This window comes from Halomonas beimenensis, from assembly GCF_002549795.1.
Taxonomy (GTDB): domain Bacteria; phylum Pseudomonadota; class Gammaproteobacteria; order Pseudomonadales; family Halomonadaceae; genus Halomonas; species Halomonas beimenensis.
Genome location: NZ_CP021435.1, coordinates 1,160,571 through 1,175,893, shown reverse-complemented (window position 1 = coordinate 1,175,893; position 15,323 = coordinate 1,160,571). Strand labels below are relative to the sequence as shown.

Annotated in this window: 14 protein-coding genes; all 14 read right to left on the bottom strand. The window is 67.0% G+C overall.

All coding sequences use genetic code 11. The features are described from left to right. Position 1: 1 nt before the first annotated feature. The 14 genes from BEI_RS05585 to prfA all read right to left on the bottom strand — a co-directional run bounded on the left by BEI_RS05585 (position 2) and on the right by prfA (position 15,321). Positions 2 to 922, bottom strand: a complete 921-nt coding sequence (locus tag BEI_RS05585) for a carbohydrate ABC transporter permease (protein ID WP_097788581.1) — start codon at positions 920 to 922, stop codon at positions 2 to 4. 10 nt (positions 923 to 932) lie between these two features. Beyond that, the gene (locus BEI_RS05580; RefSeq protein ID WP_097788580.1) at positions 933 to 1,964 is read right to left on the bottom strand and encodes a carbohydrate ABC transporter permease; all 1,032 of its coding nucleotides are present in this window, start codon (positions 1,962 to 1,964) and stop codon (positions 933 to 935) included. A gap of 70 nt (positions 1,965 to 2,034) precedes the next feature. Further along, positions 2,035 to 3,273: an ABC transporter substrate-binding protein gene (locus BEI_RS05575; protein ID WP_097788579.1), complete on the bottom strand. Its 1,239-nt coding sequence runs from the start codon at positions 3,271 to 3,273 to the stop codon at positions 2,035 to 2,037. A gap of 44 nt (positions 3,274 to 3,317) precedes the next feature. Next, positions 3,318 to 4,418 (bottom strand): ABC transporter ATP-binding protein, encoded by a 1,101-nt coding sequence (locus BEI_RS05570; protein ID WP_097788578.1) that lies wholly within the window; start codon positions 4,416 to 4,418, stop codon positions 3,318 to 3,320. 452 nt (positions 4,419 to 4,870) lie between these two features. Next, positions 4,871 to 5,833, bottom strand: a complete 963-nt coding sequence (locus BEI_RS05565; RefSeq protein WP_097788577.1) for a nuclear transport factor 2 family protein — start codon at positions 5,831 to 5,833, stop codon at positions 4,871 to 4,873. Positions 5,834 to 5,851: 18 nt separating this feature from the next. Next, on the bottom strand, positions 5,852 to 6,604 hold the full coding sequence (locus BEI_RS05560) for an SDR family NAD(P)-dependent oxidoreductase (protein ID WP_097788576.1): 753 nt from the start codon (positions 6,602 to 6,604) through the stop codon (positions 5,852 to 5,854). A gap of 24 nt (positions 6,605 to 6,628) precedes the next feature. Beyond that, positions 6,629 to 7,939, bottom strand: a complete 1,311-nt coding sequence (hisD, locus tag BEI_RS05555) for a histidinol dehydrogenase (RefSeq protein ID WP_097788575.1) — start codon at positions 7,937 to 7,939, stop codon at positions 6,629 to 6,631. Positions 7,940 to 8,104: 165 nt separating this feature from the next. Further along, complete coding sequence (locus BEI_RS05550) at positions 8,105 to 9,712, bottom strand: sodium:solute symporter family transporter (RefSeq protein ID WP_097788574.1); 1,608 nt, start codon at positions 9,710 to 9,712, stop codon at positions 8,105 to 8,107. Positions 9,713 to 9,929: 217 nt separating this feature from the next. Beyond that, positions 9,930 to 10,961 carry a LacI family DNA-binding transcriptional regulator gene (locus tag BEI_RS05545; protein WP_097788573.1) on the bottom strand — a complete coding sequence of 344 codons (1,032 nt, stop codon included), beginning with the start codon at positions 10,959 to 10,961 and terminating at the stop codon, positions 9,930 to 9,932. A 61-nt stretch (positions 10,962 to 11,022) separates the two neighbouring features. Beyond that, entirely contained in the window at positions 11,023 to 11,937 is a 915-nt protein-coding gene (locus tag BEI_RS05540; protein ID WP_097788572.1) for a LysR family transcriptional regulator, read from the bottom strand. 3 nt (positions 11,938 to 11,940) lie between these two features. Further along, positions 11,941 to 12,687 (bottom strand): HesA/MoeB/ThiF family protein, encoded by a 747-nt coding sequence (locus tag BEI_RS05535; RefSeq protein WP_097788571.1) that lies wholly within the window; start codon positions 12,685 to 12,687, stop codon positions 11,941 to 11,943. Between the two features lie 5 nt (positions 12,688 to 12,692). Beyond that, complete coding sequence (locus BEI_RS05530) at positions 12,693 to 13,193, bottom strand: Lrp/AsnC ligand binding domain-containing protein (RefSeq protein WP_097788570.1); 501 nt, start codon at positions 13,191 to 13,193, stop codon at positions 12,693 to 12,695. A gap of 206 nt (positions 13,194 to 13,399) precedes the next feature. Next, entirely contained in the window at positions 13,400 to 14,230 is an 831-nt protein-coding gene (gene prmC / locus BEI_RS05525) for a peptide chain release factor N(5)-glutamine methyltransferase (protein WP_097788569.1), read from the bottom strand. Then, entirely contained in the window at positions 14,230 to 15,321 is a 1,092-nt protein-coding gene (gene prfA, locus BEI_RS05520) for a peptide chain release factor 1 (RefSeq protein ID WP_097788568.1), read from the bottom strand. Before prfA ends, prmC begins: the two co-directional genes overlap by 1 nt. Between the last annotated feature and the right edge of the window lie 2 nt (positions 15,322 to 15,323).

The window sequence follows — 15,323 nt, the reverse complement described above, 5'->3', positions numbered from 1 at the left end:
ATCATCCCTTCACCGCCCCGGCGGTCAGGCCGCTGACGATCTGCCGCTGGAAGAGCAGTATCAGCACGAACAGCGGAGCGGTGGCCGAGACCACGGCGGCGACGGCGTACATGACCTTGCCTTCGACCTGGGTCGTGCCCAGGAAGCTGTTGATCGCGGGAATGATGGTCTCGTTCTCCGAGCTCAACAGCATCGCGGTCACCGCGAAGTCGTTGTAGGCCAGCAGGAAGCTGAACAGGCCGGTGGTGATCACGCCGGGCCACATGACCGGGATGATCACGTGCCGGAAGGCCTGGAAACGGGTGCAGCCGTCGACCATGGCGCTTTCGTCCATGTCCTTGGGGATGTTGAGGAAGAACGAGTGCAGCATCCACAGGGTGAAGGGCTGGTTGATCGCCACCAGCACGATGATCGTGGTCGGCAGGATGCCCCAGATGTTCCACTCGAAGAACGGCAGCATATAGCCCGAGACCAGGGTGATATGCGGCATGGCGCGGAACGCCAGCGCGGCCATCAGCAGCCAGAAGGCATAGCGGCGCCCGGAGCGGGCCAGCGCATAGCCGCCGAGCGTGCCGATGGTCAGCGAGATGATCACCGTGAAGAACACGACGATCCCGGAGTTGATGACATTGCGCCAGAACGCTTCGTCCACCCAGGCGCCGTAGTAGCCTGCCAGGGTAAAGGGGCTGCCGGTCTCCTTGATCGTGTTGACCCCGTAGATGGCGTTCTGCCAGTCGACCTTGGAGAAGAAATCCGACTGCACCTTGAAACTGCCCCAGAAGGTCCAGAGGAAGGGGAAGGCCGCGACGATCAGCCAGAGCGCCACGAGAGCCAGGGAGATCACGGTGAACGGCGACAAGCGGAACCGGGCCTTGCCGCTCACCGCAGGGACGGCGATGCGAGATTGTGACTTGGTGGTCATGATCGTGCCCTCAGTGTGCTTTACGGTTGAAGTTGCGCCAGGTGCGGATCAATACCGGTGTCAGGAGGATGACCACGCCGACGATGGTCATCATCGAGGTCGCCCCGGCGGAACCGTAGAGCGGGTTGCCGCTTTCGCGCAGGTCGTTGTAGATGATCCAGCTGAGCGAAGTGGCGTGGGCCTCGGCCTTGAAGCTGACGATCGGCTCGAAGACCCGGAAGTTGTCCATCAGGAGCATCAGCGTCACGAAGGACATCAGCGGGGCCAGGTGCGGCACCACCACATGGATCATGCGCTGCCACTTCGACGCGCCGTCGATCTTGGCGGCCTCCATGGTGTCCTCGGGCACCGTCTGAAGCCCTGCGTAGAAGGTGATGAAGCTGAACGGCAGGGTGTGCCAGACCCCGTAGACGATCAGCATGGTCCAGGTGAGCGCCGTCGAGGCCTTCAGGCTGAGCGAGGGATCGTCGAAGATCCGCTGGATGGTGGCGCCGATGATGCCGTCGCTGTCGACCATCCAGAACAGGATCAACGCGCCCACCAGCGGCGTGACGAGAAACGGCAGCAGCGAGATGAAGATCGACGGCCCCTTGAGCAGCTTGGGCAGGTTGTTGACGCCCACCGCAATCGCCAGGCCCAGCACGATGACCACCGGGGTGACCACGGCCGTGTAGGTCAGCGTGAAAAACAGCGCGCGGTAGAAAGGCAGGTTGGAGACCTGGCCCCAGAATTCGCCCAGGGTGTCGGTGCTGCGCCAAGCCTCGCCGACTTCGGCAAAGGCCAGGTGCGAACGATTGACATAGGTGTCGAGGCCGTTGAACCGGCCCAGAGGCTGCTCTTCCTGCAGCCTGGCCGTCGCCTCGGCGTCAATCGTGGTGGTTTCTTTACAGCCGAACGGCCCACAACTTTCGGAGACCACCAGCACCTGCTCGTTCTCGACGAACAGCGACTGGATGGCAACCGAGACGATGGGCAGCGCGATGAACAGGACCATCGCGGAAAGCGTCGGCAGGATGAACCAGAAAAACGTGCGGTGCTTCATGGCGTGCGTCTCGGTGTTCGGTCCGGAATCAGCGAGGGGGGCCGGTGCCCCCCCCTCCAGTCGGGGAGGCTTAGTTGAGGAAGCCGGCTTCCTTGGCCGAGGTGCGGTAGGCGGTCTCGACATCTGCCAGCGCCTTCTCGGCGCTTTCGTTACCTTTCAGGAAGTCGGTCAGCTCCGAACCGAGCGCCGCGTGCAGCAGGGCGATCTGCGGGATCATCGGATAGGGCCGGGCCCCGCCCCGGATGGTGGCGGCCACGCCCGCGGCCGCGGGACCGGGCTCGAACCCATCGATCATCCAGACCGCGTCGTCGTTGTTTTCCGCGACCATCTCCGCGGTGAGCGCGCTGGTCAGCGCGGCGAATGTCGCCTCGGCGTCTGCATCCGGCACGTTGGCGGCAATGGAGATCCCGTCCCACCACAGGGTGGCGGCGGGGGTCGAGCCGCCGCCGACGGTGGGCGCCGCGGACAGGATCGTGTTCGAGGTCACCGCTTCGCTGGCGCCATCGTCATCCAGGATCGGCGACCCGCGCGAGCCCCACATGACGGCCAGCGCCGCCTGTCCGGATTCCCACAGGCCCTGGGTCTCGTTCGAGGCATGGGTCAGGTGGTCCGGATGGGCGTATTCGACCAGCGCCTTCATGGTTTCCAGCGTGGCGATGCCCTCCTCGCTGCTGACCGCGGGTTCGGCGGTGCCCGGCTCGAAGAACTCGCCGTCGTGGCCGAGATAGAGCATGTTGAACACTTCGGCCAGGTTCCAGCCGGTCTGGAGGTTCATCACCAGCGGGTACTCCATGATCCCTGCGGCGCGGATCTTTTCCGCCGCCGCCAGGACCTCTTCATAGGTCGCCGGGATGCTGTCCACGCCGGCCTGCTGCAGGATGTCCTGGCGCGAGAACAGGTGCTGCGAGTTGGCCATGAAGGCCACGGCCATCACGTCGCCGTCGACCGTGATCAGCAGGTGCTGCGGGATGTCGTACTTGTCGACCAGGTCGTTTAGCGGCCGCACCAGCCCGTCATTCATCACCTGAGTCAGCGTGGCGTTGGCCAGGATCACCGAGGTGTATTCCGCCGGGTTCGGCGTCAGCGCCGCGTTCATCACCTGGCGCGCCTCGGTGGTATGGTTGGCGGTGAATTCGGCCGCGGCGCCGCCGCAATTCGCTCGCGCCTGGTCCACGACGGCGCGGATCGCCGGGAAGTCGCTGGCCAGGATACGGATGGACTGCCCCTCCGGGCCGCAGTCGGCAGCAAACGCTGACGAACACATCAGGCCAGAGACAACCGAGGCGGCAGCGAGTCTTTTCAACAGCATGTCATTCTCCTTGTCTTGTTATTGGATCAGGCGCCATGCAGATTTCAGACAGGCGATGAACACCGAGAATCAGGACCATGAAAGGCGGGCGATCCCCCCTCGATTCGCACGCCTGTCTGACCGTCAAACAAGTGGCATATTTCCTGCGGAACCGAGATCGACACCATGTCGTCGATCTCGGCACGGAAATTCTTGTCTGCCTTGACCGAGACCAGCACACCGCCGACGCGCACCGAGATCATCGTCGCATCGCCCAGCAGTTCCAGCGTGTAGATCGGGGCGTTGATCTGGCCCTGTCCCGGCGCCGCGATGCCGGAATCCTCGGCGCGGAACCCCAGGGTCAAGGGGCCGTCCGGCACGCTCAAGCCGGGAATTTCCACATGCGATGCGCGGAAGGTGCCGTCCTGGACATGACCGTCGATCAGGTTCATCGCCGGGCTGCCGATGAAGCTGGCGACAAAGATATTGACGGGATTGTCATAGATTTCGGTCGGGCTGCCGATTTGCTGCACCACGCCGTTTTTCATCACCACGACCCGGTCGGCCAGGGTCATCGCCTCGATCTGGTCGTGGGTCACGTAGATCGTCGTCACCGCCAGCTCATGGCTGAGATTCTTGATCTGGGCGCGGGTGGACACGCGCAGCTTGGCATCGAGATTCGACAGCGGCTCGTCCATCAGGAAGACATTGGGCTCGCGAACGATCGCCCGAGCCAGGGCGACGCGCTGGCGCTGGCCGCCGGACAGCTCCGAAGGCTTGCGATGCAGGAAGTCGTCCAGCTCGACCATCGCCGAGGCGCGGCGAACCTTTTCGTCATGTGTCGAGGAATCGACGCCGCGAACCTTCAGCGGGAAGCGGATATTGTCGTAGACCGTCATGTTGGGGTAGAGCGCGTAGGACTGAAACACCATCGCCACATCCCGATCCTTGGGCTCCATGTCATTGACACGCTTCCCGCCGATCAGGATGTCGCCCTCGGAGGCATTTTCCAGCCCCGCGATCATCCGCATTGTCGTGGTCTTGCCGCATCCCGAAGGGCCGAGAAGTACCAGGAACTCCTTGTCGGCTATGGTGAGGTCGAAGTTGTCGACGCCGACAAAGGATCCCCAGCGCTTGCCAACATTCTTGAGTGTTACTTCAGCCATCAGATCCCCCCTATGGGTATCGTCTTATTTTTGTGTATACGTATGCAAACAGAATAGGCATAACCCTGTCACGCCCGCAAGGCCTTTTTCCATGCCATACGCCTGTTCTGGATGCCTCCCTGCAGCGACGCACGCTCGCCCGGAACAGCGCCTCAGCGCGCGGCACAGGCATGGAGCGCGACGTGATGCATGCCCGTCCGACCGGGCGCGCCTCCGCGGCCATCGCGATCCCGGCCGCCACAGGCGCTCGCCACACAGGGGGAGCGGCCCCTGGCCGAGGGCCTCCTGTTGCATTCGTAGCCACTCTGGCGCCCGCCTGGATGCCGACGGCGACCTCGGGGCGCCGCGACCCGCCCTGGCCAGCGGCAAGGGCGGCGGCGGCCGGCAGCGCCAGTTCACCGACCGCCCCCCCCCCCCCGGCGCTGGTGCAGCGAGCGCCGGGGGCCGGGTCATCAGGACGAGCGGTGCTGGGCGATCTGGGCGTGGATGGCGATCTCGTCGAGCTGGTGCCATTCGCGCACCACGACGTCGCCGCGCAGCTCGGCGTGGGTGATGCCCAGCAGCACCACCGGGGCGCCGCTGGCCGGGCCGAACACGCCACCGCCCTGGTGGGCGGTCTCCAGTGACCAGCGCAGGGCGATGCGGCGCGGGGAGCCGGCCTCCTCGCGGTCGATCCAGTGGTGGATCCGGAAGGTGCCGGCCGGGAAGGCGGCCTTGTAGCCGAACCAGAAGCGCTCCAGGTCGTCATGGCCGCGCAGCGTCCGGGCGCCGGGCACCTTGGCGTCGATGGCCCGGTCGTAGCCGGTGCGCAGCCGCTCCAGGCGGCCGTGCTGCCAGAGATCCCGGTAGCGCTCGGCGACCGGCCCCAGGGCCTCGATGTCGAGGTCCCCCTCGGGTCCGCGCCAGCGATCAACCAGCGCCTCACGGCCGGGCATCGGGGCCTTCTCGGCCAGGGCCTGGCCCATGGCCTCGGGGGAATGGCCCAGCTGCAGGGCCAGGCCGGCCTGGTCGCGCACCAGCCACTCGTCGACGATGCGGTCGCCGCGGCACAGGCAGTCGGCCACGGTCGGCAGCGCGGGCCGCACCCCGGTGGGCGCGCCGAAGGCGCCATGCCCCTGGTGGGTCATGTGGGAGAAGATGCGGTGGGAGGAATAGTAGGTGCCGGGAGCATCCTCGCTGTCGATCACGTCCTCGCCGAGCAGGGTGCGGTCCGGGAACTCCTGAAGGGTCTCCAGGGTGCCGCGAATCACGCCCTCCACGCCGCTGAAGGCCCCGGCCGGGGTCTTCACCGGGCAATCCTCGGCGTAGTAGTCGCGAATCAGGTCGATGCCACGCCCCTCCCAGATCCATTCGGTGATCTTGAGGATGTAGTCGCGCAGGTCGTCGAAGCGCTTGTCGAAGCCGGACAGGCTCATGGAATTCTCCTTGCAGGGTCAGTGGGCGGTCCAGCCGCCGTCTACCATCAGGGCGCCGCCGGTCACCAAGGCGGCGGCGTCCGAGGCGAGGAAGGCCACCGGCCCCATGATGTCCTCGATCTGCCCCAGGCGCCCCAGCGGAATCTTCGCCAGCACTTCCTCGCGGAAGCCCGGCTGGGCGAAGAACGGCCGGGTCATCGGCGTCTCGACGAAGGTCGGGCAGACGCTGTTGACGCGGATGCCGCGCGGACCGAGCTCCACGGCCAGCGAGCGGGTCATGCCCTCCACCGCCGCCTTGGAGGTGCAGTAGAGGGTGCGGTTGGCGGCCCCGACATGCCCCATCTGCGAGGACATGTTGATGATCGAGCCGCCTTCCGGCATGACCTCGGCCACGGCCTGGGCAAGGAAATAGGCGGCGCGGACATTGATGTCCATGACCGCCGCGTAGTCCGCCTCGTCGACTTCGCCCAGGGGCTTGGGCCGGTTGGTGCCGGCGTTGTTGACCAGCACGTCGATGCGACGGCCGGCCAGGGCCGCACGCACCGCGGCGGTGTCGGTGACGTCGAGGGCCAGGCCCTCGGCGTCGAGGCCGGCGGCGGTCATTGCCGCCACCGCTTCATCCAGCACCGCGGGGTCCCGGGCCACCAGGATCACATGGGCGCCGGCCTGGGCCAGGGCGCAGGCCGCCGCCAGCCCCAGGCCCTTGCTGGCCCCGGTGACTAGGGCCGTGCGCCCGTCGAGGCGCGAACTCGGTGTCTGAGGTAGCGTCATGGTTGCCTCCTTATCGGGCTCGCCTCAGGCTTCCACCTGACCGGCGTAGGGAACGTCACGCTTGCCGTAGCGGCGCACGCGCTCATTGGCCTGCTCGCCGTGGCCGGCGAAGCCCTCCAGGGCGCACAGCCGCGAGCAGTAGCTGCCGATGCGGGCGGAAGCCTCGTCGGTCAGCACCTTCTGGTAGGTGCAGGTCTTGAGGAACTTGCCGACCCACAGACCGCCGGTGTAGCGCGCCGCCTTCTTGGTCGGCAGGGTGTGGTTGGTGCCGATGACCTTGTCGCCGTAGGAAACGTTGGTGCGCGGCCCCAGGAAGAGGGCGCCGTAGTTGACCATGTTCTCCAGGTACCAGTCCGGGTTCTCGGTCATCACCTGGACATGCTCGTAGGCCATCTCGTTGGCGACCTGGAGCATCTCCTCGTGAGTATCGCAGACGATGATCTCGCCGTAATTCTCCCACGACTGGCGCGCGACCTCGGCGGTGGGCAGTTTCTCGAGCAGCTCGGCGATGGCGGCCTCGGTATCCTTGGCCAGCTGCTCGGAGGTGGTCAGCAGCGCGCAGGGGGAGTTGGTGCCGTGCTCGGCCTGGCCCAGCAGGTCGGTGGCGCACAGCAGGCCGTCGACGCTGTCGTCGGCGATCACCAGGGTCTCGGTGGGGCCGGCGAAGAGGTCGATGCCGACGCGACCGAACAGCTGGCGCTTGGCCTCGGCGACGAAGGCGTTGCCCGGACCGACCAGCATGTCCACCGGCGCGATGCTCTCGGTGCCGATGGCCATGCCGCCCACGGCCTGAACGCCGCCCAGCACCAGGATCTCGTCGGCGCCGGCCAGGTGCATGGCGGCGACGATGGCCGGGTGCGGCTTGCCCTTGTAGGGAGGCGCGGCGGCGACCACCCGCTTGACGCCGGCCACCTTGGCGGTCAGCACGCTCATGTGGGCCGAGGCCACCATCGGGTAGCCGCCGCCGGGGATGTAGCAGCCGACCGCCTCGATGGGCACGTGCTTGTGACCCAGGATGACGCCGGGGCTGTTCTCGATCTCGACCGGCTGCATGGAGGCCAGCTGGGCCTCGGCGAAGCGGCGCACCTGGGCCTGGGCGAAGCGGATATCCTCCAGGGACTGCGGGTCGACCTCGCTGATCGCCTGATCGATCTCTTCCTGGGTCAGGAAGAAGCTTTCCGGCGTCCAGCCATCGAAGCGCTCGGAGAGCTCGCGGACGGCCGCGTCGCCGCGGGCCTCGATGTCGGCCAGGGTGGTCTCGACCACTTCGCGAACCTTGCGATCGGCTTCGGCACGGGTGTCGGCGGGAGCGCCGGTCTTGAGATGACGAATCATGGGAGTGTCCTCACGGCTGTCGTTAATGGGTCTTGTCAGAGGGCCGGAGGTGGCGACCGAGGCCACACCGGCGGTGCATGGTGTCAATCTGGCACGCTTTGCATACGAATGCAATATGTGTCGATAAAAAGACCCGGCGCCTCACGGCGCGGGGTCAAGGGAGACTCAGATACCGGCGGTGAAGAGGTACAGGGCGATCATGGTGGCGAAGAAGAACACCACCAGCAGCCAGCTCACGTTGTCCACCTTGCCGGGCAGCCGCGACCAGCCGCCCTCCTCGGTGGGCAGCCCCTGCTCGCGGAACATCGCCTTCTGGCCCTTGATGGTGTACTCGGAGTACTCGGCCTGACGGCCGTCCAGCAGCAGGCTGGCCAGCCAGGAGACGCTGATGTTCACGCCGGCGCCGATGGCGCAGAACCAGGGCCAGGTGACCTCGGTGCTGGTGGCCACGAACCAGACCACCGCGAAGCCGGCCGCGACGCCCACCAGCAGGCCGCGCTCGGTGGTGTGCTTGGAGAAGAAGCCCAGGCCGTACATGCTCAGCTTGGCGCCGACGAAGTAGGAGCCGGCCTTGGTCAGCAGCTCGAGCACCGAGCCCTCGTTCTGGGCGAAGAGAATCGCCGGGACCACGATCAGCACGGCCCAGACCACGGTGAACCAGCGCGAGGCCTTGAGGTAGTGCTGGGAGCTGGCGTCCTTGCGGAAGTACTTCTCGTAGAAGTCGACCGTGGTCACGGTGGCCAGGGAGTTCAGCGCCGAGTCGAGGCTGGACATGGACGCGGCCACCACGGCGGCGGCGACAATCCCCAGCAGCCCCGGCAGGCCGTATTCGGCGGCGAACTGCAGCACGATGGTGTTGCTGTTCTCGAACTCGCGGCCATCGTAGTAATGGAAGAACAGCACGCCCATCAGCAGGAACAGGAAGTAGATGAAGAAGGCGGCGAAGCCCATGAACATGAAGGACTTCTTGGCGTCGCCGATATTCTTGGCGGCCAGCGCGCGCTGCACCACCATCTGGTTAGCGCCGTAGACGGTGACGTGGTAGAGGGTCATCGCGATGACGCCGGACCACACGGTGGCCGACACGCCGAGGTCGAAGGACCAGTCGAGGATATTCATCTTGCCCTTGGCCTGCAGCGCCTCCAGGGAAGCGCCCAGCGACTCGGGCATGCGATCGATCAGGGCGTAGAAGATGATCACCGCGCCGATCAGCAGGATGACCGCCTGCAGCACGTCGGTCCAGATCACCGCGGTGATGCCGCCCATCATGGTGTAGACCAGGGCGATCAGCGAGATCACCACGATGGCGGTGACCACGTCGACGCCGGTGATGTAAGCCATCACCAGGGCCGTCGCGTAGAGCACCGCCGCGGAAGACAGCGCCTGGGTCATCATGAAGATGATCGACATGACGCCGCGGGCCTTCTTGCCGAAGCGCCGCTCCTGATACTCGTAGATGGACACGACGCCGCTGTTGTAGAAGAACGGCAGGAACAGCGTGATCACCAGGAAGACCACCAGCGGGTAGTTGATCTGGATCATCATCACGCCCATGCCGCTCCCATAGGACCAGGCTGGACCGCCGAGGAAGGACATGGCGCTGACGTAGGTGGCCATCACCGAGAGGCCGATGGCCCACCAGGGAGTGGTCTTGTTGCCCAGGTAGTAGTCCTCGGCGCTGTGGACCTTCTTGCTCAGCACCGAACCCATCACCAGGTTCACGAGCAGATAGACGATCAGGATCGTCCAGTTGAGTACGCCGAAATTTTCCATCACAGGCTTCCGTTATCGTTATCGGAGTGTCGATCGAGGGGTGGAAGCCTAAAAATGGCACAGAATGAATACGTTTGCAAAACGCTCTGGAAAGCGCCAGGGGCCGACACCCTCCCCGGTCGCGACGCAAAAACTCATTACAGTCAGCTAGATAAAAAAGGCCTGCCGCCTGGCAGGCCAGCAGGTTTCGACCAAAGGATAATCCGGTGATGTCCGGCTAACCGTCCCCGGCACCCTGGGCGCCGGGGCGGCGCGCCGTATCGCGCAGGATGGGGGTCACCGGCAGTACCCGCCGCTCGGCGCTGATCACCCCGTCGCCGATCTGCTTGAGCAGCAGGGTCGTCGCCTCCTCGATCATCTGATCCACCGGTTGGCGGACCGTGGTCAGTCGATAGCTGGGCCAGGCGGCCACCGGGGTATCGTCGAAACCGATCACCGACACGTCTTCGGGAACGCGCAGCCCGAGCTCATGGCGCAGGGTCTCCAGCGCCGCCACCGCCATGTGGTCGCTGGCGGCGAACAGCGCATCGGGGCGGTCCGGGCTGTCGAAGAGCTCGCGGGTCGCCTGGCGGGCCTGCTCGAAATCGTAGTCGCCGTGCATGACGGTATCGCACTGCCGTCCGTGCGAGGCCAGGCCATCGCAGACGCCCCGATAGCGGTAGTGGCTGGTGGAGGACGACTCCAGCCCGGCCAGATAGGCGACCCGCCGGTGCCCGCCCATGGCGAGGTAGCTCCCCGCCCAGAAGCCACCGTGGTAGTTGTCGCTGGAGACCTGGCTGATGCCCTCCAGCTCCACGCTGCGATTGATCAGGACCACGGGAATGCCGGTATCAACGCACTCCCGGGCCAGGGATGAGGTCAGCAGGGCCGACATCATCAGGATGCCGTCCACCTGGCTCTGGAGGATGCGATCCAGCACGCCGGCGAAATCACCATCCTCGGGGACCACGAACAACAGCAGGTGGTAGCCCTCTTCCTGGAAGCGCAGCGAGGCCTTCTCCACGGCCATGGGGTAGAACATGTTGTTGAGGCTGGACAGTACCAGGGCGATGGTGCGCGACGAGCGCGTGATCAGCGAGCGGGCGATGCTGTTGGGGCGATAGCCAAGCTCCTTGGCCGCGGCCAGCACCTTGCGGCGAGTCTTCTCGGAGATGCTCGCCTTGGGAGAGAAGCAGCGGCTCACGGCCGACTGGGAGACCCCGGCGAGCTCAGCCACATCGCGGGAGGTGACAGCGGGTTTTCGCTTCATGACTCGGCTTTCCTGAAGAATACGTAGGCAATGGTAACAGCTCCCCGCTCCCCTCACCGCTTCAGGATGAGGCCAGCGCCTCCAGGAAGGTCTCGAGCACCCGGTTGGGGCGACGATCCCGGCGGGTGATGGCGACGAAGGGAGTCCGGAAATGGCACTCCTCGGGCCACAACGGCCGGAGCCGCCCCGCCGCCACCCAGGGCGCGGCCTGGTGGTCGGGCAGGAAGCCGAGATAGGCGCCGGTGAGGATCAGGAAGGCCGCCCCTTCCCGGTCCGAGGCGGTGGCGGTGCGGTTGAGCCGAGCCTGCTGCTGGCGGCCGGCCTCGGGCAGCGGATAGGACGGCACCACGGCGTCCCAGGCGTCGAGGCGCTCGGGGACCGCCGCCGGGGGCGCCTCGAACAGCGGATGGTCGCTGGCACAGTAGAGCCGCGACACTTCCTCGTAGAGCGGGCGGCTGTCCAGGGCGGGCGGCAGGTTGACCGCCGGCACCACGCCCAGGTGCAGGCGCCCGTCGAGCACCGCCCGGGCGATCTCGCCCGGGGGGTCCATGTGCATGTGCACCCGCACGTCCGGGCCCCGCGCCTTCAGCTCGGCGAGCGCGTGGGAGACCCGCATCTGGGGCAGGCTCACCAGGGTGTCGGTGACGCCGATGTCCAGCTCCCCCCGCAGGCTCTCGTGCAGGGCGTTGACCTCGGTCCGGAAGGCCTCGAGGCCGGCGAGCAGGCGCCGCGCCGCCTCCAGGACCTCGCGGCCCTCCTCGGTCAAGGCGAAGCCGCCTCGGCCCCGGCGGCACAGCTTCAGGCCGAGACGTCGTTCCAGGTCGTTCATGTGCAGGCTGATGGCCGACCGGCCGATGCCCAGGCGCCCCTCCGCGGCGGCGAAACCGCCGCACTCGGCGACGGCCTTGAAGACCCGCAACAGGCGGATGTCGAAGTCGGTGACGGGCCCGGACAGGGCCTGACGGGACCGCGGCACGGTTCAGTCGCCGCACACCGGACAGGCGGGATCGCGAGGCACGCGGAAGTGGCGCCACTGGCCGCTGAGGCCATCGAAGGCGGAGAGCCCTCGGTGCGGCTGGCCGGCCCCCGCGACCAGCTTCACGGCCTCCAGCGCCTGGAAACAGCCGATGAGACCGACCAGGGGTGCCACCACGCCGTTCTCGGCGCAGCGCAGCTCCTCGTCGCCGCCCTCCCCCGGCGGATAGAGGCAGGCATAACAGGGCGCCTCGGGGTCGCGGGGATCGAAGACGGCCAACTGGCCGGAGAAGCGGATCGCCGCCCCCGAGATCAGCGGCACGCGGGCCGCGCGGCAGGCGGCGTTGATGGCGTAGCGGCTGGAGAAGCGGTCGGTGCAGTCCAGCACCACGTCGGCCGCGGCGACCTCGGCCTCCAGGGCCTCGCCCGAGAGTCGGGCGGTGATCGCCCGGACCTCGACGTCCGGGTTGACCGCCAGGGCGGCCTCGCGAGCCGACTCGGCCTTGGGCCGATCGAGGTCGGCCGTGCCGTGGGCGATCTGGCGCTGCAGGTTGGACAGCTCCACGACGTCGTCGTCGACCAGGGTCAGGCGTCCCATGCCGGCCGCGGCCAGGTAGAGCGCCACCGGCGACCCCAGCCCCCCGGCCCCGATGACCAGGGCGTGACCGGCCAACAGGCGCTCCTGGCCGGCGATGTCGATCTGCTCGAGCATGATCTGGCGGCTGTAGCGCAGCAGCGCCTGGTCGTTCATCGCACTCACTTGTCCTCGAACTCCTCGATGTCGGGAATATGCAGGGAGAACTCCTCCTTGACCTCCTCCATCACCACGTAGCTCTTGGACTCCTTGACCCCGGGAAGGGTCAGCACCACTTCGCCGAGTAGCTGGCGATAGGCCGACATCTCGGGGATCCGGCACTTGAGGATATAGTCGAACTGGCCCGACACCAGGTGGCACTCCTGGATCTGGGGGAGCTTGGCCACGGCCCGGCGGAACTCGTCGAACACCGATGGCGACTGTGTCTCGAGGCTGATCTCGACGAACACCAGCAGGTTGGCCTTGAGCGCCCGGGGATCGAGCAGCGCCTTGTAGCCGCGTATCACGCCGGAGCGTTCCAGGCGCTTGACGCGTTCCAGGCAGGGCGTGGTGGACAGGCCGACCTGGGAGGCCAGGTCGACGTAGGAGATGCGGGCGTTCTCCTGCAGGCAGCGCAGGATCTTGAGGTCGATACGGTCGAGCGAGCGGGTCTTGGTTTTCATTGTGGTCCTGGCACGCCGGTCAGCGTTGTCGATCGGACCGCCGCCGAGCCTTCACCTGAAAATCACCGCAAAAACGACGACATCTGGTATTCATGCATGACATGGGGGCGACGGTTGGCGTTTTTTTCTGTTTTTAGGTGTAACACAGCCCGGGGGACCGCCTCCACCCCCGCGCTCAAGGAAGCGCTGATTTAGCTCGCCTTTCCTCAACGCCGTCCCAGGCTGACACGCTCCAGCCCGGCCAGGTCGCACCGACTCGCCACCTCCCGGTAGCCGGCCGCCGCCAGCGCCTCGCGCACCGCCGCGCCCTGCCCCGCCCCATGCTCCAGCAGCAACCAGCCCTCGGAAGCGAGATGCCGTCGGGAGGCCGTCACCAGGTGGCGCAGGTCGGCCAGGCCTGCCTCGGCCGCTACCAGGGCACTGCGAGGCTCGAAGCGCACATCCCCCCGCGCGAGGTGAGGATCGTCCTCGGCGATGTAGGGGGGGTTGGAGACGATCAGCTCGAAGCACTCGCCGGCCAGCGCGACGAACCAGTCGCTGGCCAGGAAGCGGACCCGCTCGAGCCCCAGCCGCGCGGCGTTGTCGCGGGCCAGGCTCACCGCCTCGGGTCGCAGGTCGACACCGGTTACCGTCCAGCTCGGTCGCTCGCTGGCGAAGGCCAGGGCCACGGCGCCGGTGCCGGTGCCCAGGTCCAGCAACCGTCCCGAGGGCCCGGCGCGCTCCAGCGCGGCCTCCACCAGGGTCTCGGTGTCCGGGCGGGGGATCAGGGTTGCCGGCGAGGTGGCCAGGGGCAACCCCCAGAATTCGCGCTCGCCGGTCAGGTGCGCGACCGGCCGTCCCTCGACGCGAGCCGCCACCAGGGCCTCGAAACGCGCCTCGGTCTCGGCGCCGGCCTCGCGGTCGCCCCAGGTATACAGCCAGGTGCGGTCGACGCCCAGCACGTGACAGAGCAGCACTTCGGCATCGAGGCGCGCGCTCGGCGAGCCGGCCGCCGCCAGCCGCTCGGTGGCACGGGCCAGCAGCAGGTCGAGACGCATCAGGCCTCCTGCTGCAGGGCCGCCAGCTGCTCGGCCTGGTACTCGTGGATCAACGGCTCGATCACCTCGTCGAGTCGTTCGCCGCCGATCACCTCGGACAGCTTGTAGAGGGTCAGGTTGATGCGATGGTCGGTGACCCGGCCCTGGGGAAAGTTGTAGGTCCGGATGCGCTCGCTGCGGTCCCCGGAGCCCACCAGGGAGCGGCGCTCGTCGGCCTGCTGCTGTCGCTGGCTGTCCTGGGCGGCCTGCTTGAGGCGCGCGGCGAGCAGCGACATGGCCTTGGCCCGGTTCTTGTGCTGGCTGCGCTCCTCCTGGCACTCCACCACCACCCCGGTGGGGAGGTGGGTGATGCGGATCGCCGAGTCCGTGGTATTGACGTGCTGGCCGCCGGCGCCGCTGGAGCGGAAGGTGTCGACCCGCAGGTCATTGGGATTGATGTCCACCTCGCCCACCTCGTCGGCCTCGGGCATCACCGCCACGGTGCAGGCCGAGGTATGGATGCGTCCCTGGGACTCCGTGGCGGGCACTCGCTGGACCCGATGGGCACCGGACTCGAACTTCAGTCGCGCATAGACCCCCTCGCCCTTGATCCGCGAGATGATCTCCTTGTAGCCGCCCTGGTCGCCGTGGCTGGCGCTGACCACCTCCACGCGCCAGCCGTGCTGCTCGGCATAGCGGGAATACATGCGAAACAGGTCACCGGCGAACAGCGCCGCCTCGTCGCCGCCGGTACCGGCGCGGATCTCCAGGAAGACGTTGCCGGCATCGTCCGGGTCGCGGGGGATCAGCAGCTGCTTGAGACGGGCCTCGAGCCCTTCCAGGCGCTCGCGGCCCTCGCCGAGGGCCGGCTCGGCCAGTTCGCGCATCTCGGCGTCGGCATCGTCGGCGAGGGCCTCGGCGGCCTCGATGTCGCCCTCCACGCCGCGATACTCGCGCCAGGCCTCCACCAGGGGTTCGAGTTCGGCATATTCGCGGGAGTAGTCACGGAAGCGGGCCTGGTCGGCGATCACCTCGGGCTCCGCCAGCAGGGCGGCGAGCTCCTCGAAGCGCTCGGTGAAGGCGTCGAGGCGCTGACGCAGGGAAGCTTTCATCA